Here is a 16844-nt window from a genome sequence, read left to right as displayed (position 1 = left end):
TCTTTAATAGTTAAACGCTGCAGATTTTGCCCAAAATACGCCAATAAGTAAAGGCGCAGGGGCTATTTTTGTAAATTAAATAGCCAGCCACTGGTCATTGCACTGTTTTTGAGCAGGTAAAAACTGCGTTTTATAGTTCATTTTGTCGCATTCATCTATTTGATAGCCTAAATAAACAAACTGTTTGCGCTGCTGTTTAGCAAATTTAAGCTGCTGTAATATCATTACAGTGCCTAAACTAAAGTGTTCGTAGTCAGGATCAAAAAATGTATAAATGGCCGAAATAGCGTTGTCCATACAATCAGTTACAGCAACAGCTACTAAGTTTTCTTGATCCCAAAGCTCAATAAAAGTAATGGTTAACCAACTACAAAACAAAAAGCTGTGAAATTGTGATTTATCAGGCGGATACATACTACCGTCTTGGTGGCGCAAGCTAATGTATTTACTGTAAAGTGGATAGTATTGTTCGCGTTCAACTTGAGAATATTTTACCTCAAAGCGGTTTTTTGCTTTGTTAAGTTTACGTTTTTGCGATTTTGTCGGTATAAACTTATCAGCTAAAACGCGCACAGAACTACACGCGCTGCAAATAGGGCAGTGCGGACGGTAAATTTGGTTACCGCTGCGACGAAAGCCTAATGCTAATAATGACTCAAACTTATTGCTGCTGTAACAACTTGGATCGAGTATCACCAGCAATTGCTCTTGGCGATCAGGTAAATAACTGCACTCAAATGGTTGGCTTAGGCCAATACGAGCCGGAAGTTGTTCATTCATATATCGCGATTAGCTCCTGTGGCTGCCACATACTGGCAGCTGGGGTGTAACACTGTGCTTTATTAAGTTTAGTTAAAAATTCTTCACGTGGAATCACGCTGGCACCTAACGACATTAAATAAGGATTTTCTAATTGGCAATCAATAAAATGCGCATTGTGGCGTTTAAGCCAATTAACCAGCGCCCACATAGCCAGTTTGGAACAATTTGTTTGATGATGAAACATTGATTCACCACAAAAAACACCTGTTTGCATGATGCCATATAAGCCACCTGCAAGCTCTCCCTCGCGCCAAACCTCTAAACTATGAGCTAGGCCATTGTGATGGGCATTAATGTACGCCTGTTGCATTTGCAAAGTGATCCAGGTGCCATCGGTATCAATGCGTTGATCGCGACATGCTTCTATCACTTCTTCAAAGGCATGGTTTATGGTTACGGTGACCGGGTGTTTTTTTAAATGCTTACGTAGACTTTTACTAACATGAAAGTCATTGAGCTCAACAATACCGCGTTCACTAGGCGACCACCACATAATTGGCTCGTGTTCACTAAACCACGGAAAGATACCTTGGCTGTAGGCATTTTTTAATCGCGATACTGATAAGCATCCACCAATGGCAAGTAAACCATCGGGATCATCTAATGCATGGTTGGGATCAGGAAAAGCAAAGTGGCTTTGAGCGAGTTGATAGAGTTGTTTAGTCATAACACCGATTGAATAACTGCATGGTCAAGATAAAGTGTAACCTGTTGCTTTAAAATCACAAACTACAAATTATTGTGTCACTACATAGGATTTACTTTCTAAGCGCTATTTTTGTTAGGCAAAAAAAAGCGCGTTTAAAACGCGCTTTTAATTATTAGCTTAAAAAGTGCTAACTAATCGAATTAGCTAACCACTTTTACTGGTACTGCTTCACCTGCGTTAAACTTAGTTGTCATTGCTTCTTCAACAGGCGTAAACGAGGTAAGGTCAATACCTTCAACCGCAGACTTATACTCTTCGATAGTCGGGAAACGACCAAGTACAGTAGAAAGTACTACAACCGGCGTAGAACCTAATAGTGACTCACCTTTTTTCTCAGATGTATCGGCTACTACACGGCCTTGGAACAGACGAGTTGATGTTGCGATAACAGTGTCACCAGGTTCTGCTTTTTCTTGGTTACCCATACATAAGTTACAACCAGGGCGTTCTAGGTATAGGATATTTTCATACTTAGTACGTGCCGCTGTTTTTGGTTTTTCATCGTCAAATTCAAAACCAGCGTATTTAGCAAGAATATCCCAGTCGCCTTCCGCTTTAAGCTCATCAACAATGTTGTATGTTGGTGGCGCAACAACTAATGGTGCTTTGAATGTGATAGAACCGTTTTTCTTTTCAAGGTTACGTAGCATGTGAGCAATAATTTTCATATCGCCTTTGTGAACCATACACGAACCAACGAAACCTAAATCAACAGGTTTATCGTTGTAAAAAGAAACAGGGCGGATCACATCGTGAGTATAACGTTTAGAAACATCATCGTTGTTCACGTCTGGATCGGCAATCATTGGCTCAACGATTTGGTCCAAATCAACCACAACTTCTGCGTGGTATTTAGCGTTGTCGTCTGGAGAAAGTGCTGGCTCTTCACCAGATTGAATACCTGCAATACGCTTGTCAGCTAAGTCGATTAGACCTTGTAGCGTTTGCGCTTCGTTATCCATACCTTTGTTGATCATGATTTGGATACGTGATTTAGCAAGTTCAATTGACTTAATTAGCGTTTCATCATTTGAAATACAGATTGACGCTTTCGCTTTCATTTCTGCAGTCCAGTCAGTGAAAGTAAACGCTTGGTCAGCCATTAGGGTACCAATATGAACTTCAATGATACGACCTTGGAACACGTTTTCGCCGCCAAATTGCTTAAGCATTTGCGCTTGCGTTGCATGAACAACATCGCGGAAATCCATGTGCTTAGCCATTTTGCCTTTAAACGTCACTTTAACTGAATCAGGAATCGGCATCGCTGATTCACCGGTTGCAAGTGCAACAGCAACGGTGCCTGAATCGGCACCAAAGGCAACGCCTTTAGACATACGTGTATGCGAGTCACCACCGATGATGATAGCGCGATCATCAATGGTAATGTCGTTCAATACTTTGTGTATAACGTCAGTCATTGCATGATAAACGCCTTTCGGGTCACGTGCAGTGATCAAACCAAACTTATTCATAAACGCCATTAGTTTAGGAATGTTAGCTTGTGCTTTGCTATCCCATACTGATGCAGTGTGACAACCAGACTGATAAGCACCATCAACAAGTGGTGAAATCGTTGAAGCAGCCATCGCTTCTAATTCTTGTGCTGTCATTGGACCGGTTGTATCTTGCGAACCAACGATGTTCACTTTAACACGAACATTTGAGCCTGCGTGAAGTGGCGTATCTGATAGAACACCTACCGCATTACGGTTAAAGATTTTTTCAACCGCTGTTAAGCCTTGGCCTTCATGTGAAATTTCTTTTGAAGGTGCATACACAAGAGGAGTTTCAATGCCCAGCGTTTCAGCAGCAAACGTTTGTAGTTTTTTACCAAATACAACAGCGTAAGAACCACCAGCTTTCATGAATTCAACTTTTTGCGGTGTGAACGCTGATGATACATCAACCAGTTCTTTATCGCCGTTATAAAGCTTTTTCTCTTTTGTATTGATTGTTAATACAGTACCTGTGGCAACTGAATAAGCTTCTTCAAGCACTGCATCGCCATTTTCATCAGTTACAGTATTGCCTTCTGCATCTACTTTCTTAACCCAGTTTTTAAGGTCAAGACCAATACCGCCGGTTACATCAACCGTCGTTAAGAAGATTGGTGCGATACCATTAGTACCTGCAACAACAGGTGCAATGTTGATGAAAGGAACGTATGGACTTGCTTGTTTACCCGCCCAAAGTGCAACGTTATTTACACCAGACATACGAGATGAACCAACGCCCATTGTGCCTTTTTCAGCAATAAGCATTACTTTAGCATTAGGGTGTTTCTTTTGAAGTTCAACGATTTCTTGTTGTGCTTCTTCAGTGATCATACACTTACCGTGTAATTCACGGTCAGCACGTGAGTGTGCTTGGTTACCCGGAGACAGTAAATCAGTTGAGATGTCGCCTTCACCAGCAATGTAAGTTACAACTTCGATTTTTTCTTCGATGTCAGGTAGTTTTGTAAAGAATTCAGCTTTTGAGAAACTCTCTAGTAATTCTTTAGCAATTGCATTGCCTGCTTCGTAGGCCGCTTTAATACGCTCCATATCAGCATCGTATAAGAATACCTGAGTTTTAAGTACTTCAGCCGCTTGTGCTGCGATTGCTGCGTCATCACCAAATGCTAAATCAATTAGCATTTCAATTGACGGGCCGCCTTTCATGTGTGAAAGCAGTTCAAATGCAAATTCTGGAGTGATTTCTGCAACGTGCTCTTCACCTAAAATGATTTCTTTTAGAAACTGTGCTTTAACGCTCGCAGCACTGGTTGTTCCAGGTAAAGTATTATAAATAAAGAAATGCAGTGAATCTTTACGGTGCTCGTTATTAGTATCTTTAATTTGATTAATTATTTCTGATACTAGTTCAGCGCTATCGATTGGTTGTGGGCTTAATCCAAGCTCCGTTTTACGGGTTTGGATTTCTTCCATATATTTTGTATACAAACTCATAGAAAACTCTCGGTAATTTACTTGATATGAAGTTAAGCATTTTAACTGATTTTACAGTCTCTAGTAATGCCTAAATGAATAAAGCTTTTATTCCTGACGATAATTATAGCTAGTTTTACTTTTATAATTTGACGGTATTCGTTGCTCACCCTTAGATCCTATCGCACCTAAGCCATTAATTGTATAAATAAAACTAATTTCAATTATAAATACAATGAATTTTGGTGTGTGTACAGTTATGTTTGGGCACAAAAAAGGGCTGAAAATTCAGCCCCAAAAGTATGCTATGTATGCTTATAGGTTATCTAAAAAGCGTTCTGCATCAAGTGCAGCCATACAGCCAGTACCGGCAGAGGTAATCGCCTGACGGTAAATATGATCAGACACATCACCAGCAGCAAATACACCTGGCACACTGGTTTGGGTTGCATTACCGTTAAGACCAGATTCAACCACTAGGTAGCCGTCTTTCATTTCTAGCTGACCTTCAAACATATCGGTGTTTGGCTTATGGCCAATGGCAATAAACACACCCGCTAAATCAAGTTCTTCAGTAGCATCTGACGCCACATCTTTAATGCGAACGCCGGTCACACCCATTTGGTCACCAAGTACTTCATCAAGTGTACGGTTGTAGTGCATTACAACATTACCGTTCGCAGCTTTTTCAGCAAGGCGGTCAGCAAGAATTTTTTCACTACGGAAACTGTCACGACGGTGAATAACATGAACTTCATCAGCAATGTTAGACAGGTATAACGCTTCTTCAACGGCTGTGTTACCACCACCAACAACCGCTACTTTTTGACCTTTATAGAAAAAGCCGTCACAGGTTGCACAAGCAGAAACACCGCGGCCTTGGAAATTAGTCTCAGACTCTAAGCCTAAATATTTCGCAGAGGCACCGGTTGCAATAATTAAAGCATCACATGTGTAAGTACCTTGGTCACCGGTTAGTGTGAAAGGGCGCTTAGATACGTCAACTTTGTTGATGTGGTCGAACACAATTTCAGTTTCAAAGCGTTCTGCATGCTCTTTCATACGATCCATTAATGCAGGGCCGGTTAAACCGTGTGCATCACCAGGCCAGTTTTCAACTTCAGTGGTGGTCGTTAGCTGGCCACCTTGTTGAATACCTGTAATTAAAACAGGGTTTAAATTAGCACGTGCAGCGTAAACTGCGGCTGTGTAGCCAGCAGGGCCCGAACCTAAAATAAGTAACTTACAATGTTTTGCTTCAGTCATGATCTTTTCCTAAACGTTTAATACGGTTTCAATGCGCCCGATTCTAAGAAAAACAAGCAGGAAGTAAATAAAAGATGAGATTATTTTTTTTCGCAAATTACAAAGCTGTTCATTAATGTGTACTAGTAAATGCATTAAAGCCAGCGCCCGCCTAATAAATAGACTGTTAGCCAATAAAACGACGTTAATTCATGACCAGCCTGATTTTTTTTGTTATCTTTTAACTAATTTTGATTTGTCACTGCTTAATTATGTGACCTAAGTGAATAGGCAACTATGTTATTTTGGCAAGAGAAACCCGCATTTGGGTTGACTTCAAAAGACGTTAACGTCTTAACCAATGCGCAAGAATACCGTACGCAATTGTTAGATTTAATTGCCAACGCAAAAAAACGAATTTATATCACCACACTTTACTTACAAGATGATGAAGCGGGTCGTGAAATATTAGCCTCACTACACAGTGCATCGTTAGCTAACCCTTCGCTTGAAATTAAAGTACTGGTTGATTTTCATCGCGCACAGCGCGGTTTAATTGGTGCAGAAAAGTCTGAGGGCAATGCAAGCTTATATTGCGACAGCTTAGAGAAGTTTAATTCAAACGTTCAAGTGTATGGTGTTCCCGTAAAGGCAAAAGAACTGTTTGGGGTATTGCATTTAAAAGGCTTTGTTATAGACGATACATTGCTCTACAGCGGTGCCAGTTTAAATAATGTGTATTTGCAATATAGCGACCGATACCGACTCGATCGCTACTTTTTAATCTTGCAAAGCGAATTATGTGACTCAGTAGTCGATTTTATTGAATCAACTTTATTAAGCTCTGAAGCGGTACCAAGAATAGATCAACGACCGCTTAAACGCATGGCTGACTTTAAACTTGAACAAAAGCAACTTATGCGTGAGCTTAAATCGGCAAGCTATAAAAGTGCGCAGCACTTGAATACTCATGCAATGGGTATTCGTTTATTTTTAGGATTAGGCCGTCGTAATAATGAGCTTAATCGCTTAATTAAAGCGTTATTTGATACCACCGAGCAAGAGCTGGTGTTATACACGCCGTATTTTAATTTTCCGGCGCCATTAATGCGCTCTTTACGCAGGTTATTAAAGCAAGGTAAACAAGTTACTATTGTGGTGGGTGATAAAACCGCAAACGATTTTTATCTGCCACCTAGCGAGCCATTTAGTAAAATTGGTGCACTGCCGTATTTATACGAAACTATTTTACACAAGTTTGTAAAATCGCAAAAACGCCACATAGATAATGGCAACCTAAACGTATACCTTTGGAAACACGAGAGTAACTCGTTCCATCTAAAAGGGATTTGCTGCGACCGTAAAGTGCATTTACTTAGTGGGCATAACCTAAATCCGCGCGCGTGGGGGCTGGATATCGAAAATGGCATTCTGATAGAAGATCCTGAACAATCTATCATGCGCGATATTGATAATGAACGCCAAGAAATTTTAAAGCATTGTCGTCGTTTAACGGGCCCAGATGATCTAGAAACCATGGACGATTACCCACAGCCAGTGAAAAAACTGCTTGGTCAAGCTAAGCGCGTAAAAGTCGACTTTATTATTAAACGATTTATATAACATTAAGGTCTGTTAACCACAGACCCTAAAATTTAGATACAAAAAAAGCAGCTAATTAGCTGCTTTTTTAATGCTTATACCTAAATTATGGCTTAGGTATAAGCGGTAACAATAATAGTTACGCGTTTTCTACTGCAGTGCGTGGGTCAACATATTCCATATTGAACGCTTCAGCTACTTCTTTGTAAGTTACTTGGCCTTTAATTACGTTTAAGCCTTTTAAGAAGTGAGCGTCATCTAGTAGTGCCTTTTTGTAACCTTTGTTTGCAAGGTTAATAATGAACGGCAATGTTGCATTGTTAAGTGCAAACGTAGATGTACGTGGAACAGCACCTGGCATGTTAGCAACACAGTAGTGAACAACTTCATCAACGATGAAAGTAGGATCAGCGTGCGTAGTTGCTTTAGACGTAGCAATACAACCACCTTGGTCAATGGCAACATCAACAATTGCAGCACCTGGCTTCATTGCTTTAATGTGTTCAGCAGTCACTAGCTTAGGTGCAGCAGCACCCGGGATAAGTACGCCACCAATTACTAAATCAGCTTCAAGTACGTGCTTTTCAAGCGCGTCAGCTGTTGAATAAATAGCTTTAACTTTATTACCAAACTGTGCGTCTAGTGCACGTAATACGTCGATGTTACGGTCAAGTACAACAACCTCAGCACCTAGGCCAACGGCCATTTGTGCAGCGCTTCGACCAACCATGCCGCCGCCAATAACAACTACTTTAGCTGGCTCAACACCTGGTACACCACCTAGCAACATACCACGACCGTGGTTTGCTTTTTCTAGCGCTTGTGCACCTGCTTGAATAGACATACGGCCAGCAACTTCACTCATTGGCGCTAGAAGTGGTAAACCACCGCGTGAATCAGTCACAGTTTCATAAGCAATACAGATTGCTTTACTTTTAACAAGGTCTTCAGTTTGTGGAAGATCCGGTGCAAGATGAAGGTAAGTGAAAAGAATTTGGTCTTCACGTAACATTGCACGCTCAACAGCTTGTGGCTCTTTTACCTTGATGATCATTTCTGCTTTTGCAAAAACATCAGCAGCTGTTTCTAAAATTTCAGCGCCTGCTTGAACATAATCATCATTTGTAAAACCAATGCCCATACCAGCGTTAGTTTCAACAATCACTTGGTGGCCGTGATTTACAAGTTCGCGAACACTCGCAGGAACCATACCTACACGGTACTCATGGTTTTTAATTTCTTTAGGTACACCAATAATCATAATTTTGCCTTGTTAGAACGGGATAAAAATTTTTCACTATTATATTCATGCTAGGGTAGTGTGTCTCACCTTTTTTTAATCTCTTTGCAGTGTTAGTATCTGTAAAATTAATTTTATTAGAATAAAAAACTAAAAAGCCATGCATAACTTATTAGACCGTATTGATCGCAAAATTTTAGTCGAATTACAACTTGATGGCCGCCTGTCAAATGTTGAACTGGCCCGACGAGTTGGCCTAAGCGCCACGCCCTGTTTAGAGCGAGTGAAAAAGCTCGAACGAGAAGGGTATATTTTAGGCTACAAAGCAGTGGTTGATCCCGCCAAGCTTGGTCAAGGGCTTTCTGTGTATGTAGAAGTAACCATTACCAAAACATCGCCCGACGTATTTGAAGAGTTTAGTGCTGCTGTTAGAAAGCACAAAGAAATTATAGAATGTCATTTGGTTTCGGGTAATTTCGACTTTTTATTAAAAACCCGAGTTAACGATATGTCAGAATATCGCGGCGTGCTCGGTGATATACTATTAAAGCTGCCCAATGTGAGTGAAAGCCGCACCTATGTAGTCATGGAAGAAGTAAAAGGTGAAGAGGGCGTGGTGATCCGTCCTTTTGTTGCTTAATGATAGAGTAACAGCCTTTAAAATACTTTTATTGTTGCAGTCAATTTTGCTTGGCTTGGAAAAAGCCGATTAAATAATAAAAACTTGTTCATAATCAGGCCATCATGGTTAAGATAGAGTGCATCAAAATACATTTCCTGCTAAGGTATTCTATTGCCAAGTGAGTGTAAAAAATAATAATGAGGGATAGGTAATTATGCGCCTAAACGGTGTGCAAAGACTATTAGAAACGGGGCTGATCGTCAGCACCTTTGCAGCGGTATTTATTTTATGTGCTTTAATTAGTTTTCATCCTGCCGATCCTGCTTGGTCGCAAACGGGTGAATTTACCAACGTACAAAATATAACGGGTACAGCGGGCGCGTGGGTGGCCGACATACTATTACTTACCTTTGGCTGGCTTGCCTATTTTGTGCCAGCGGCTATTCAGCTGCTAGGTTACTTGGTGTTTAAGCAGCCACACCGTATTTTACAACTCGATTACACCACACTTGGATTACGCATTATTGGTTTTGCGCTGTTTATTACCTCAGCAACTGCTATTAGCAGTATTAATTTTGATGATATTTATAATTTTTCATCCGGTGGGGTAGTGGGCGATGTGATTGCATCAGCCATGATGCCAGCGTTTAATTTTACCGGTACCTCTATTTTACTACTGTGTTTCTTTTTTGCAGGGCTAACGCTATTAACGGGTGTGTCGTGGGTACAATTTGTTGATTACTTAGGTGATTTAATTGTTCGATTATACCGCTTTTTGGTGACCTATGCCCGGGGCTGGATGCAACGCGAACGCACTGCAGGTAAAGTACAAGACGATCAACCTGATGCCTATTTTGAAAACGATACACGCCAACAAGAACCTGAGCTTGCTAATAAAGTAGCAGACAAACCAAAAGCAATTGATAAACCAGCAACTAAGGTTAATGCCCCTCAAGACGACGAATTTATGCCGTTTGACGAACTTGACCAAATACTCGATCAAGAAATTAGCTTTAGCGCCATAGACGATGAACCGATGGACACAGAAGCAGCACTTAACGCGCTGGATCAAAGCCCTGTGGTTGAACCTGAAAAACCAGCAACAACCGTGGTTTCACCAGCAAGGCCAATTAACAAGCCAAAACAAGGGTTTCAACCGCCGCCAACTGCAAAAGAGAAGTTTGAGCAATTATTAGAGCAAGAGCCACCTCCGGGGCCATTGCCATCATTGGATTTACTCGACAGACCTGACAAAGCTAAAAACCCCATTTCGCAAGAAGAGCTTGATAGCGTATCACGCCTTGTAGAAACAAAACTACTTGATTTTAACGTACAAGCAACCGTGGTTGGGGTTTATCCAGGGCCTGTTGTTACTCGTTTTGAGCTTGATTTAGCACCGGGTATTAAGGTGTCTAAAATTACTGGGCTGTCAAAAGATTTAGCGCGCTCACTTTCGGCAATTAGTGTGCGCGTGGTAGAAGTTATTCCGGGTAAAACCTATATCGGTATTGAGCTGCCTAATAAATACCGTGAAATTGTACGTTTATCAGAAGTCATTAACGCGCCTAAGTTTGAGCAAAACCCATCGCCGTTAACCATGGTGCTAGGTAAAGATATTGCAGGGCAACCTGTGTGTGCCGACTTAGGTAAAATGCCACATTTATTAGTGGCCGGTACAACCGGTTCAGGTAAGTCAGTGGGCGTTAATGTAATGATATTAAGCTTACTGTATAAATCGGGCCCTGAAGATGTTCGCATGATCATGATTGACCCGAAAATGCTTGAACTTTCTGTTTACGAAGGCATTCCGCATTTATTATGTGAAGTTGTGACCGACATGAAAGAAGCGGCTAACGCACTGCGCTGGTGTGTAGGTGAAATGGAACGCCGCTATAAGCTGATGTCGGCTTTAGGGGTACGTAACTTAAAAGGGTACAATCAAAAAGTAATGGAAGCCAAAGAAGCGGGCTACCCAATTATGGATCCATTATTTAAAGATACCGATGGCATGAAAGACGGCCCAGATGAGCTAGATAAATTACCTAGCATAGTGGTGGTTATTGACGAATTTGCCGACATGATGATGATTGTAGGTAAAAAAGTTGAAGAGTTAATTGCTCGTATTGCGCAAAAAGCGCGTGCTGCGGGTATTCACTTAATATTGGCAACGCAGCGTCCGTCGGTTGATGTAATAACCGGTTTAATTAAAGCGAATATACCTACACGTATGGCGTTTCAGGTATCAAGTAAAATAGATTCGCGCACCATACTGGATCAACAAGGCGCAGAGAATTTATTAGGCATGGGTGACATGCTTTATTTACCGCCAGGCACCAGTGTGCCAGAGCGTGTGCATGGCGCGTTTGTAGACGACCATGAAGTACATGCCGTGGTAAACGATTGGAAAGCTCGTGCTAAACCAAATTACATAGATGAAATTTTAAATGGCGATGCCACTGAAGATATTTTATTACCAGGGGAAGCCAGCGAAAATGGCGATGAAGAGTCAGATCCGTTATACGACGAAGCGGTCGCCTTTGTAATAGAAACCGGTAAAGTGTCGGTATCATCAGTGCAACGTAAATTACGTGTAGGCTATAACCGTGCTGCACGTTTAGTAGAACAAATGGAAACATCAGGTATCGTGAGTGCACCAGGACATAACGGTGCGCGCGATGTATTAGTACCTAATGGAGCAAATTAATGAAAAAATTAAGTAGTTTATTATTAGTGCTTGGTAGTTTAGTGGCGATGCCAAGCTTTGCTGACGACAGCCAAGCATTACAAGATAAGTTATCGACTTTAAAAAGCTTTAAAGCACAATTTAAACAAAACGTAACCGACGGTGAAGGCCAACTGGTAATGCAAGGCCAAGGTAATATTGCGTTGCAACAGCCATTAATGATCCGCTGGCAGCAAACTAACCCAGACGACACTTTATTTGTATCAAACGGTGATAAAACCTATTACTTTGATAGCTTTGCTGAGCAAGTAACCATTATGAAAACCAGCGGTTTAATTGACTCAACGCCGTTTATATTGCTCACCTCTAAAGACCCAGCGCAATGGGAAAAATACAGCGTGATCGCTACCGATTTAGGCTTTAGCATTACCCCAAACAAAGGGGTAGAAAGCCAAGTAGAGCAGCTTGATATTACTTTTGCTGATAACGAGCAAGGGCTTGCAAAACTGGTAGTTAAAGATAACTCAGGCCAGCTGTCTGCGTTTACATTTAGTAATGCACAGGTTAATACTGAGCTTGATAAAACAACTTTTGAATTTACCCCGCCAGCGGGTGTAGAAATAGACGATCAGAGTAACGGTGAGTAATTTAGGATTTAACTTTGGGCCCGATGTGCGTCCACTCGCTGCGCGTATGCGCCCTTTGTCGCTTAACGATTACATAGGGCAGCAACATTTACTCAGCGCTGATAAACCTCTTCATCAAGCGATAGTAGCAGGGCGCTGCCATAGTTTAATTTTATGGGGGCCGCCGGGGGTAGGTAAAACTACGTTGGCACAAATTATTGCCAACCATGCCGACGCTGAATTAATTCAAATGTCGGCAGTAACCGCTGGCGTTAAAGATATTCGCGATAGCGTAACCCAAGCTCGCGATAACTTACAAAGCCGTGGTCAGCGCACTTTGATGTTTGTTGACGAGGTACACCGCTTTAATAAATCTCAGCAAGACGCGTTTTTACCGCATATTGAAGATGGCACTTTTATATTTGTAGGCGCCACCACCGAAAACCCCTCGTTTGCGCTTAATAATGCGATTTTGTCTCGTGCAAGGGTGTATGTTTTAAAATCCTTGCAGGAAAGCGATTTATACACAGTAATAGAGCGCGCACTCAAACAAGACGAACAACTTAGCCAAAAGCAAATCGTGATTGCAGATAACGCTAAACAAGCGCTGTGCCAAGCAAGCGGTGGCGATGCTCGTAAAGTGCTTAATTTACTCGAGCAAGCAGTGGATTTAACCACTGAGCAAAACGGCCAATTTCATGTTGACGAACAGGTACTCAGCCATGTATTGCCTACGCATTTAGCTAAATACGATAAAGGCGGCGATGAATTTTACGATTTAATTTCGGCGTTTCATAAATCAGTGCGAGGCAGTTCGCCAGATGGTGCGCTTTACTGGTACTGCCGTATTTTAGCCGGTGGCGGCGACCCGCTTTATGTTGCAAGGCGCTTATTAGCAATTGCTACAGAAGACATTGGCAACGCCGATCCGCGCGCTATGGAAGTGGCTTTAAACGCATGGGATATATTCCAACGTGTTGGCCCAAGCGAAGGTGAGCGCGCTATTGCACAGGCCACTTTGTACTTGGCTAGTGCACCTAAAAGTAATGCGGTTTATATGGCGTTTAATCAAGCTAAACAAGACGCTAAAAACGAGCCAAGCTACCCCGTACCAGAGCATTTACGAAACGCCCCCACCAACTTAATGAAAGACTTAGGCTATGGTGCAGAGTATCGTTATGCGCATAACGAAGAAGGCGCATTTGCTGCTGGTGAAAAATACCTACCGCCAGAAATGGATGGCAAACAATACTACCAGCCAAGTGATCGTGGACTTGAGCAAAAAATTAAACAAAAGCTCGAGTATTTAAAAGAGCGCGACGCACAAAGCCCAATAAAACGTTATGAGCATGATTAAACTTTACATGATGATAGCCCTTGGCGGAGCGTCAGGAGCTTGTTTACGGTTTTTTATTAGCGAAACCATGCTAAAACTCCTCGGTAGGGGATTCCCTTTTGGCACGTTGACGGTTAATATTCTGGGTTCATTGTTGATGGGCATTTTATACGGTTTAATAGATAAACAAGTTATTGCCGTCAGTCCTGCTAAAACCCTCATCGGAATTGGCTTTTTAGGTGCGTTAACCACCTTTTCAACATTCTCAATGGATTCGTTGTTGTTATTACAACAAGGTCACTTTATTAAAATGGCCCTCAATATCATCTTAAACGTGATGGTGTGTATTTTTATGGCTTGGCTGGGCCTTCAGCTAGTAATGCAAAAAGGTTAAAAAACTAACATGTTAGATTCTAAATATTTACGTCAAGATGTCGAACAAACTGCAGCACGTTTAGCCGCACGTGGTTATGAGCTAGATGTAGCGGTAGTGACTGAACTTGAAGAAAAACGCAAAACATTACAAGTAAAAACGCAAGAACTTCAAAGTCAACGTAACGCCAGTGCTAAAGCCATTGGTCAAGCAAAAGCAAAAGGCGAAGATGCACAGCCATTGCTAGACGCAGTTGCTAACTTAGGCAGCGAGTTAGACGCAGCTAAAGCTGAGCAAGACGAAGTGTTAGAAGCAATTAAACAAATTGCCTTAGCAATTCCAAACTTACCGGACGAGTCGGTACCAGAAGGCGCTGACGAAGACGATAACGTAGAAATTTTAACTTGGGGTACACCTAAAAAGTACGATTTTGAAGTTAAAGACCACGTTGATGTAGGGCAAGACCTAAACGGCCTAGACTTTGAAATGGGCGTTAAAATTAGTGGCGCACGTTTTACCGTAATGCGCGGCCAAGTAGCGCGTATGCACCGTGCACTTACCCAATACATGCTAGACACCCACATAGATAAAAACGGCTACACAGAAATGTATGTACCGTACTTGGTTAATAGTGCAAGCCTTTACGGTACGAGCCAATTACCTAAGTTTGCGGGCGATTTATTCCACACGTTAGGCCTAGTGAACGATGATGGCGAGCAGCAAGCTGGCTTTAGCCTTATTCCTACGGCAGAAGTACCGCTTACAAACAGCGCACGTGATGAAATTTACGAAGAAAGCGATTTACCTATTCGCTTAACAGCGCACACGCCATGTTTTAGAAGTGAAGCAGGCAGCTACGGTCGCGATACCCGCGGTTTAATCCGTCAGCACCAGTTTGATAAAGTTGAACTAGTACAACTTGTAAAACCAGAAGATTCAATGCAAGCACTCGAAGAGCTAACAGGTCACGCAGAGCAAATTTTACAAGCGCTTGAATTGCCATACCGCAAAGTAATTTTATGTATGGGCGACATGGGCTTTGGCGCAGCAAAAACATACGATTTAGAAGTATGGTTACCAGCACAAGACACCTATCGCGAAATTTCATCATGTTCAAACATGGCTGACTTTCAGGCGCGTAGAATGCAAGCACGTTTTCGTCGTGAAGGCGCTAAAAAACCAGAGCTTTTACACACACTAAACGGCTCAGGTTTAGCGGTTGGCCGTACACTTGTAGCAATACTAGAAAACTACCAACAAGCCGACGGCTCAGTTGAAGTACCAGAAGTATTACGCCCATACATGGGTGGACTTGAAGTGATTGGTAAAGCTTAAAGTACTAGCTGTCAGTTTTTAGCTATAAGCTTTAGAAAGCCGCTGTTTTAACGAACAGCGGCTTTTTTGTGGGTAAAAGGTTAAAGGGAAAAGGTTAAAGGCGAAAGTAAAAGTCTAAGTTACGCTATTTGTCACTAAAAATAGTAAACCTGCCTCTATTGTTTATTTGCACAACACTTTTGTCTAATATTACTGATCTCCACCATTTTGGTGTTTTTCTACATTCAGTAAATTTAGATGAGAGCTAACTAATTGTTTACATGTGCTTATTCGCTGGTTACATTAGATTAATTGTAATATTTAGACATTTGTCGGTTTATAAAACGACAAATGTCGGATACAAAATTGTTATGAGCACAGGCAAGGAGTGTACAAAATGGATAGAGGTGTTATAGCTTCACCTGGGATCATACATAGATTACCCAAAGGGTTTCAAATGGAACGCAGTCTGTCGATTGATGAACTACGTTATTACATACTTTATTGGGATAAAGTTGTAATTCCCGGGAATAACCTTGTTTATATTGGCTTGCCTGAAGAGGAGAAGTTAATTGAGTCCGGTGCGCTTGAGCGCCCAAGAGTTGGGTTTAATGGACGATTTGAAGGTGATCAAGTTACAAATGCTATATTGTCTTGCCAAAGCTTGGTTGCAAAGGATTTAGTGAAAGATAAAACTACCGACTGGGTTGTTCATCAGCTAGGTGGTGAATGTCTATTTCCTAACGGTTTCAATCAACGAAGAAACATTATTCGCGTTGACCTTGCATCATCATTACCAGTTCCGACTGGCAATGTTGATATTTATGAATTATTAGAGTTCAAGGAAAAAAGAAAGGATGAGCTAAGCTCCCTCCATGCACATTTAGATGACTTATATGAACAAGTCCTAAGCTCTGTTGATCAAGATTTAGCATCTAAAAGAGCTATTTCAGATTTAGCTAAGTCTATAGGTGATTTAGATTCTGTAACTAAGGAGCGTTTTAACAAAACAGGTAAATTTGATTTATCAGCGGAACTTAATTTAAGTGGTAAAGATATATCCGTTGGTGCTGCATCAGGGGCAATTATTGACTTCTTTGCATCAGGAATGACATTGCCTATTGCTACCATTGCAGGTGCTTTAATTTCAACAATAAAAGTACAATCTAAAGCCACTAATACTTTTCAGCCAGCTAATAATAATTCAAAACTTGCTTTTCTATCAAACGCGAAAAGAGAGCAGTTGGTGTAAAGTGCTCATAACAAGCTATTCAAGAGGGAAAATTTACAACTGGCTGTTTTCACTCTGTTCAACATTTTAGAACCAATGGGGGGCAAA

At 41.4% G+C, this 16844-nt stretch carries 13 protein-coding genes; 8 read left to right on the top strand and 5 right to left on the bottom strand.

The window, feature by feature from the left end:
• Nucleotides 1–75 precede the first annotated feature (75 nt).
• The 4 genes from LOC50_RS07560 to trxB all read right to left on the bottom strand — a co-directional run bounded on the left by LOC50_RS07560 (nucleotide 76) and on the right by trxB (nucleotide 5730).
• Nucleotides 76–780, bottom strand: coding sequence for an arginyltransferase (locus tag LOC50_RS07560; protein ID WP_069439360.1), 705 nt, complete (start codon nucleotides 778–780; stop codon nucleotides 76–78).
• Nucleotides 773–1489 carry a leucyl/phenylalanyl-tRNA--protein transferase gene (aat, locus tag LOC50_RS07555; RefSeq protein WP_036982897.1) on the bottom strand — a complete coding sequence of 239 codons (717 nt, stop codon included), beginning with the start codon at nucleotides 1487–1489 and terminating at the stop codon, nucleotides 773–775. Before aat ends, LOC50_RS07560 begins: the two co-directional genes overlap by 8 nt.
• A gap of 182 nt (nucleotides 1490–1671) precedes the next feature.
• A complete protein-coding gene (locus LOC50_RS07550; RefSeq protein WP_248530723.1) occupies nucleotides 1672–4485 on the bottom strand; it encodes a bifunctional aconitate hydratase 2/2-methylisocitrate dehydratase in 2814 nt (937 codons plus the stop codon).
• A gap of 294 nt (nucleotides 4486–4779) precedes the next feature.
• Entirely contained in the window at nucleotides 4780–5730 is a 951-nt protein-coding gene (gene trxB, locus LOC50_RS07545) for a thioredoxin-disulfide reductase (protein WP_008110078.1), read from the bottom strand.
• 276 nt (nucleotides 5731–6006) lie between these two features.
• Between trxB and pssA the strand changes: the two genes are divergently transcribed.
• A complete protein-coding gene (gene pssA / locus LOC50_RS07540; protein ID WP_250652990.1) occupies nucleotides 6007–7332 on the top strand; it encodes a CDP-diacylglycerol--serine O-phosphatidyltransferase in 1326 nt (441 codons plus the stop codon).
• Between the two features lie 118 nt (nucleotides 7333–7450).
• On the opposite strand, the gene ald is transcribed toward pssA, so the two are convergent.
• Nucleotides 7451–8572 (bottom strand): alanine dehydrogenase, encoded by a 1122-nt coding sequence (ald, locus tag LOC50_RS07535; protein WP_008110075.1) that lies wholly within the window; start codon nucleotides 8570–8572, stop codon nucleotides 7451–7453.
• 139 nt (nucleotides 8573–8711) lie between these two features.
• Between ald and lrp the strand changes: the two genes are divergently transcribed.
• From lrp to LOC50_RS07500, 7 genes are all read left to right on the top strand, one after another.
• Entirely contained in the window at nucleotides 8712–9191 is a 480-nt protein-coding gene (gene lrp, locus LOC50_RS07530; protein ID WP_036982893.1) for a leucine-responsive transcriptional regulator Lrp, read from the top strand.
• Nucleotides 9192–9387: 196 nt separating this feature from the next.
• The gene (locus tag LOC50_RS07525) at nucleotides 9388–11877 is read left to right on the top strand and encodes a DNA translocase FtsK (protein WP_250652989.1); all 2490 of its coding nucleotides are present in this window, start codon (nucleotides 9388–9390) and stop codon (nucleotides 11875–11877) included.
• On the top strand, nucleotides 11877–12503 hold the full coding sequence (lolA, locus tag LOC50_RS07520) for an outer membrane lipoprotein periplasmic chaperone LolA (protein ID WP_024601693.1): 627 nt from the start codon (nucleotides 11877–11879) through the stop codon (nucleotides 12501–12503). The genes LOC50_RS07525 and lolA overlap by 1 nt, the downstream gene beginning before the upstream one ends.
• Nucleotides 12496–13839, top strand: coding sequence for a replication-associated recombination protein A (locus tag LOC50_RS07515; RefSeq protein ID WP_214552801.1), 1344 nt, complete (start codon nucleotides 12496–12498; stop codon nucleotides 13837–13839). The genes lolA and LOC50_RS07515 overlap by 8 nt, the downstream gene beginning before the upstream one ends.
• Entirely contained in the window at nucleotides 13832–14212 is a 381-nt protein-coding gene (crcB, locus tag LOC50_RS07510) for a fluoride efflux transporter CrcB (RefSeq protein WP_010389726.1), read from the top strand. The genes LOC50_RS07515 and crcB overlap by 8 nt, the downstream gene beginning before the upstream one ends.
• A 9-nt stretch (nucleotides 14213–14221) precedes the next feature.
• On the top strand, nucleotides 14222–15526 hold the full coding sequence (gene serS / locus LOC50_RS07505; protein ID WP_138627598.1) for a serine--tRNA ligase: 1305 nt from the start codon (nucleotides 14222–14224) through the stop codon (nucleotides 15524–15526).
• 376 nt (nucleotides 15527–15902) lie between these two features.
• Complete coding sequence (locus LOC50_RS07500) at nucleotides 15903–16757, top strand: DUF6236 family protein (RefSeq protein WP_008110062.1); 855 nt, start codon at nucleotides 15903–15905, stop codon at nucleotides 16755–16757.
• Nucleotides 16758–16844 lie beyond the last annotated feature (87 nt).

It is taken from the genome of Pseudoalteromonas sp. SCSIO 43095, assembly GCF_023650455.1.
Classification (GTDB): Bacteria; Pseudomonadota; Gammaproteobacteria; order Enterobacterales; family Alteromonadaceae; genus Pseudoalteromonas; species Pseudoalteromonas tetraodonis.
Note: the sequence above shows the minus strand (reverse complement) of the source record. Positions and strands in the feature narration are given on the sequence as shown.

Excerpts from the sequence above, each read along its gene's own strand:
- LOC50_RS07560 (WP_069439360.1), bottom strand. The coding sequence starts at position 780 with ATGAATGAACAACTTCCGGCTCGTATTGGCCTAAGCCAACCATTTGAG.
- crcB (WP_010389726.1), top strand. The coding sequence starts at position 13,832 with ATGATTAAACTTTACATGATGATAGCCCTTGGCGGAGCGTCAGGAGCT.
- pssA (WP_250652990.1), top strand. The coding sequence starts at position 6,007 with ATGTTATTTTGGCAAGAGAAACCCGCATTTGGGTTGACTTCAAAAGAC.
- lolA (WP_024601693.1), top strand. The coding sequence starts at position 11,877 with ATGAAAAAATTAAGTAGTTTATTATTAGTGCTTGGTAGTTTAGTGGCG.
- serS (WP_138627598.1), top strand. The coding sequence starts at position 14,222 with ATGTTAGATTCTAAATATTTACGTCAAGATGTCGAACAAACTGCAGCA.
- lrp (WP_036982893.1), top strand. The coding sequence starts at position 8,712 with ATGCATAACTTATTAGACCGTATTGATCGCAAAATTTTAGTCGAATTA.
- aat (WP_036982897.1), bottom strand. The coding sequence starts at position 1,489 with ATGACTAAACAACTCTATCAACTCGCTCAAAGCCACTTTGCTTTTCCT.
- LOC50_RS07525 (WP_250652989.1), top strand. The coding sequence starts at position 9,388 with ATGCGCCTAAACGGTGTGCAAAGACTATTAGAAACGGGGCTGATCGTC.
- LOC50_RS07550 (WP_248530723.1), bottom strand. The coding sequence starts at position 4,485 with ATGAGTTTGTATACAAAATATATGGAAGAAATCCAAACCCGTAAAACG.
- LOC50_RS07500 (WP_008110062.1), top strand. The coding sequence starts at position 15,903 with ATGGATAGAGGTGTTATAGCTTCACCTGGGATCATACATAGATTACCC.
- trxB (WP_008110078.1), bottom strand. The coding sequence starts at position 5,730 with ATGACTGAAGCAAAACATTGTAAGTTACTTATTTTAGGTTCGGGCCCT.
- ald (WP_008110075.1), bottom strand. The coding sequence starts at position 8,572 with ATGATTATTGGTGTACCTAAAGAAATTAAAAACCATGAGTACCGTGTA.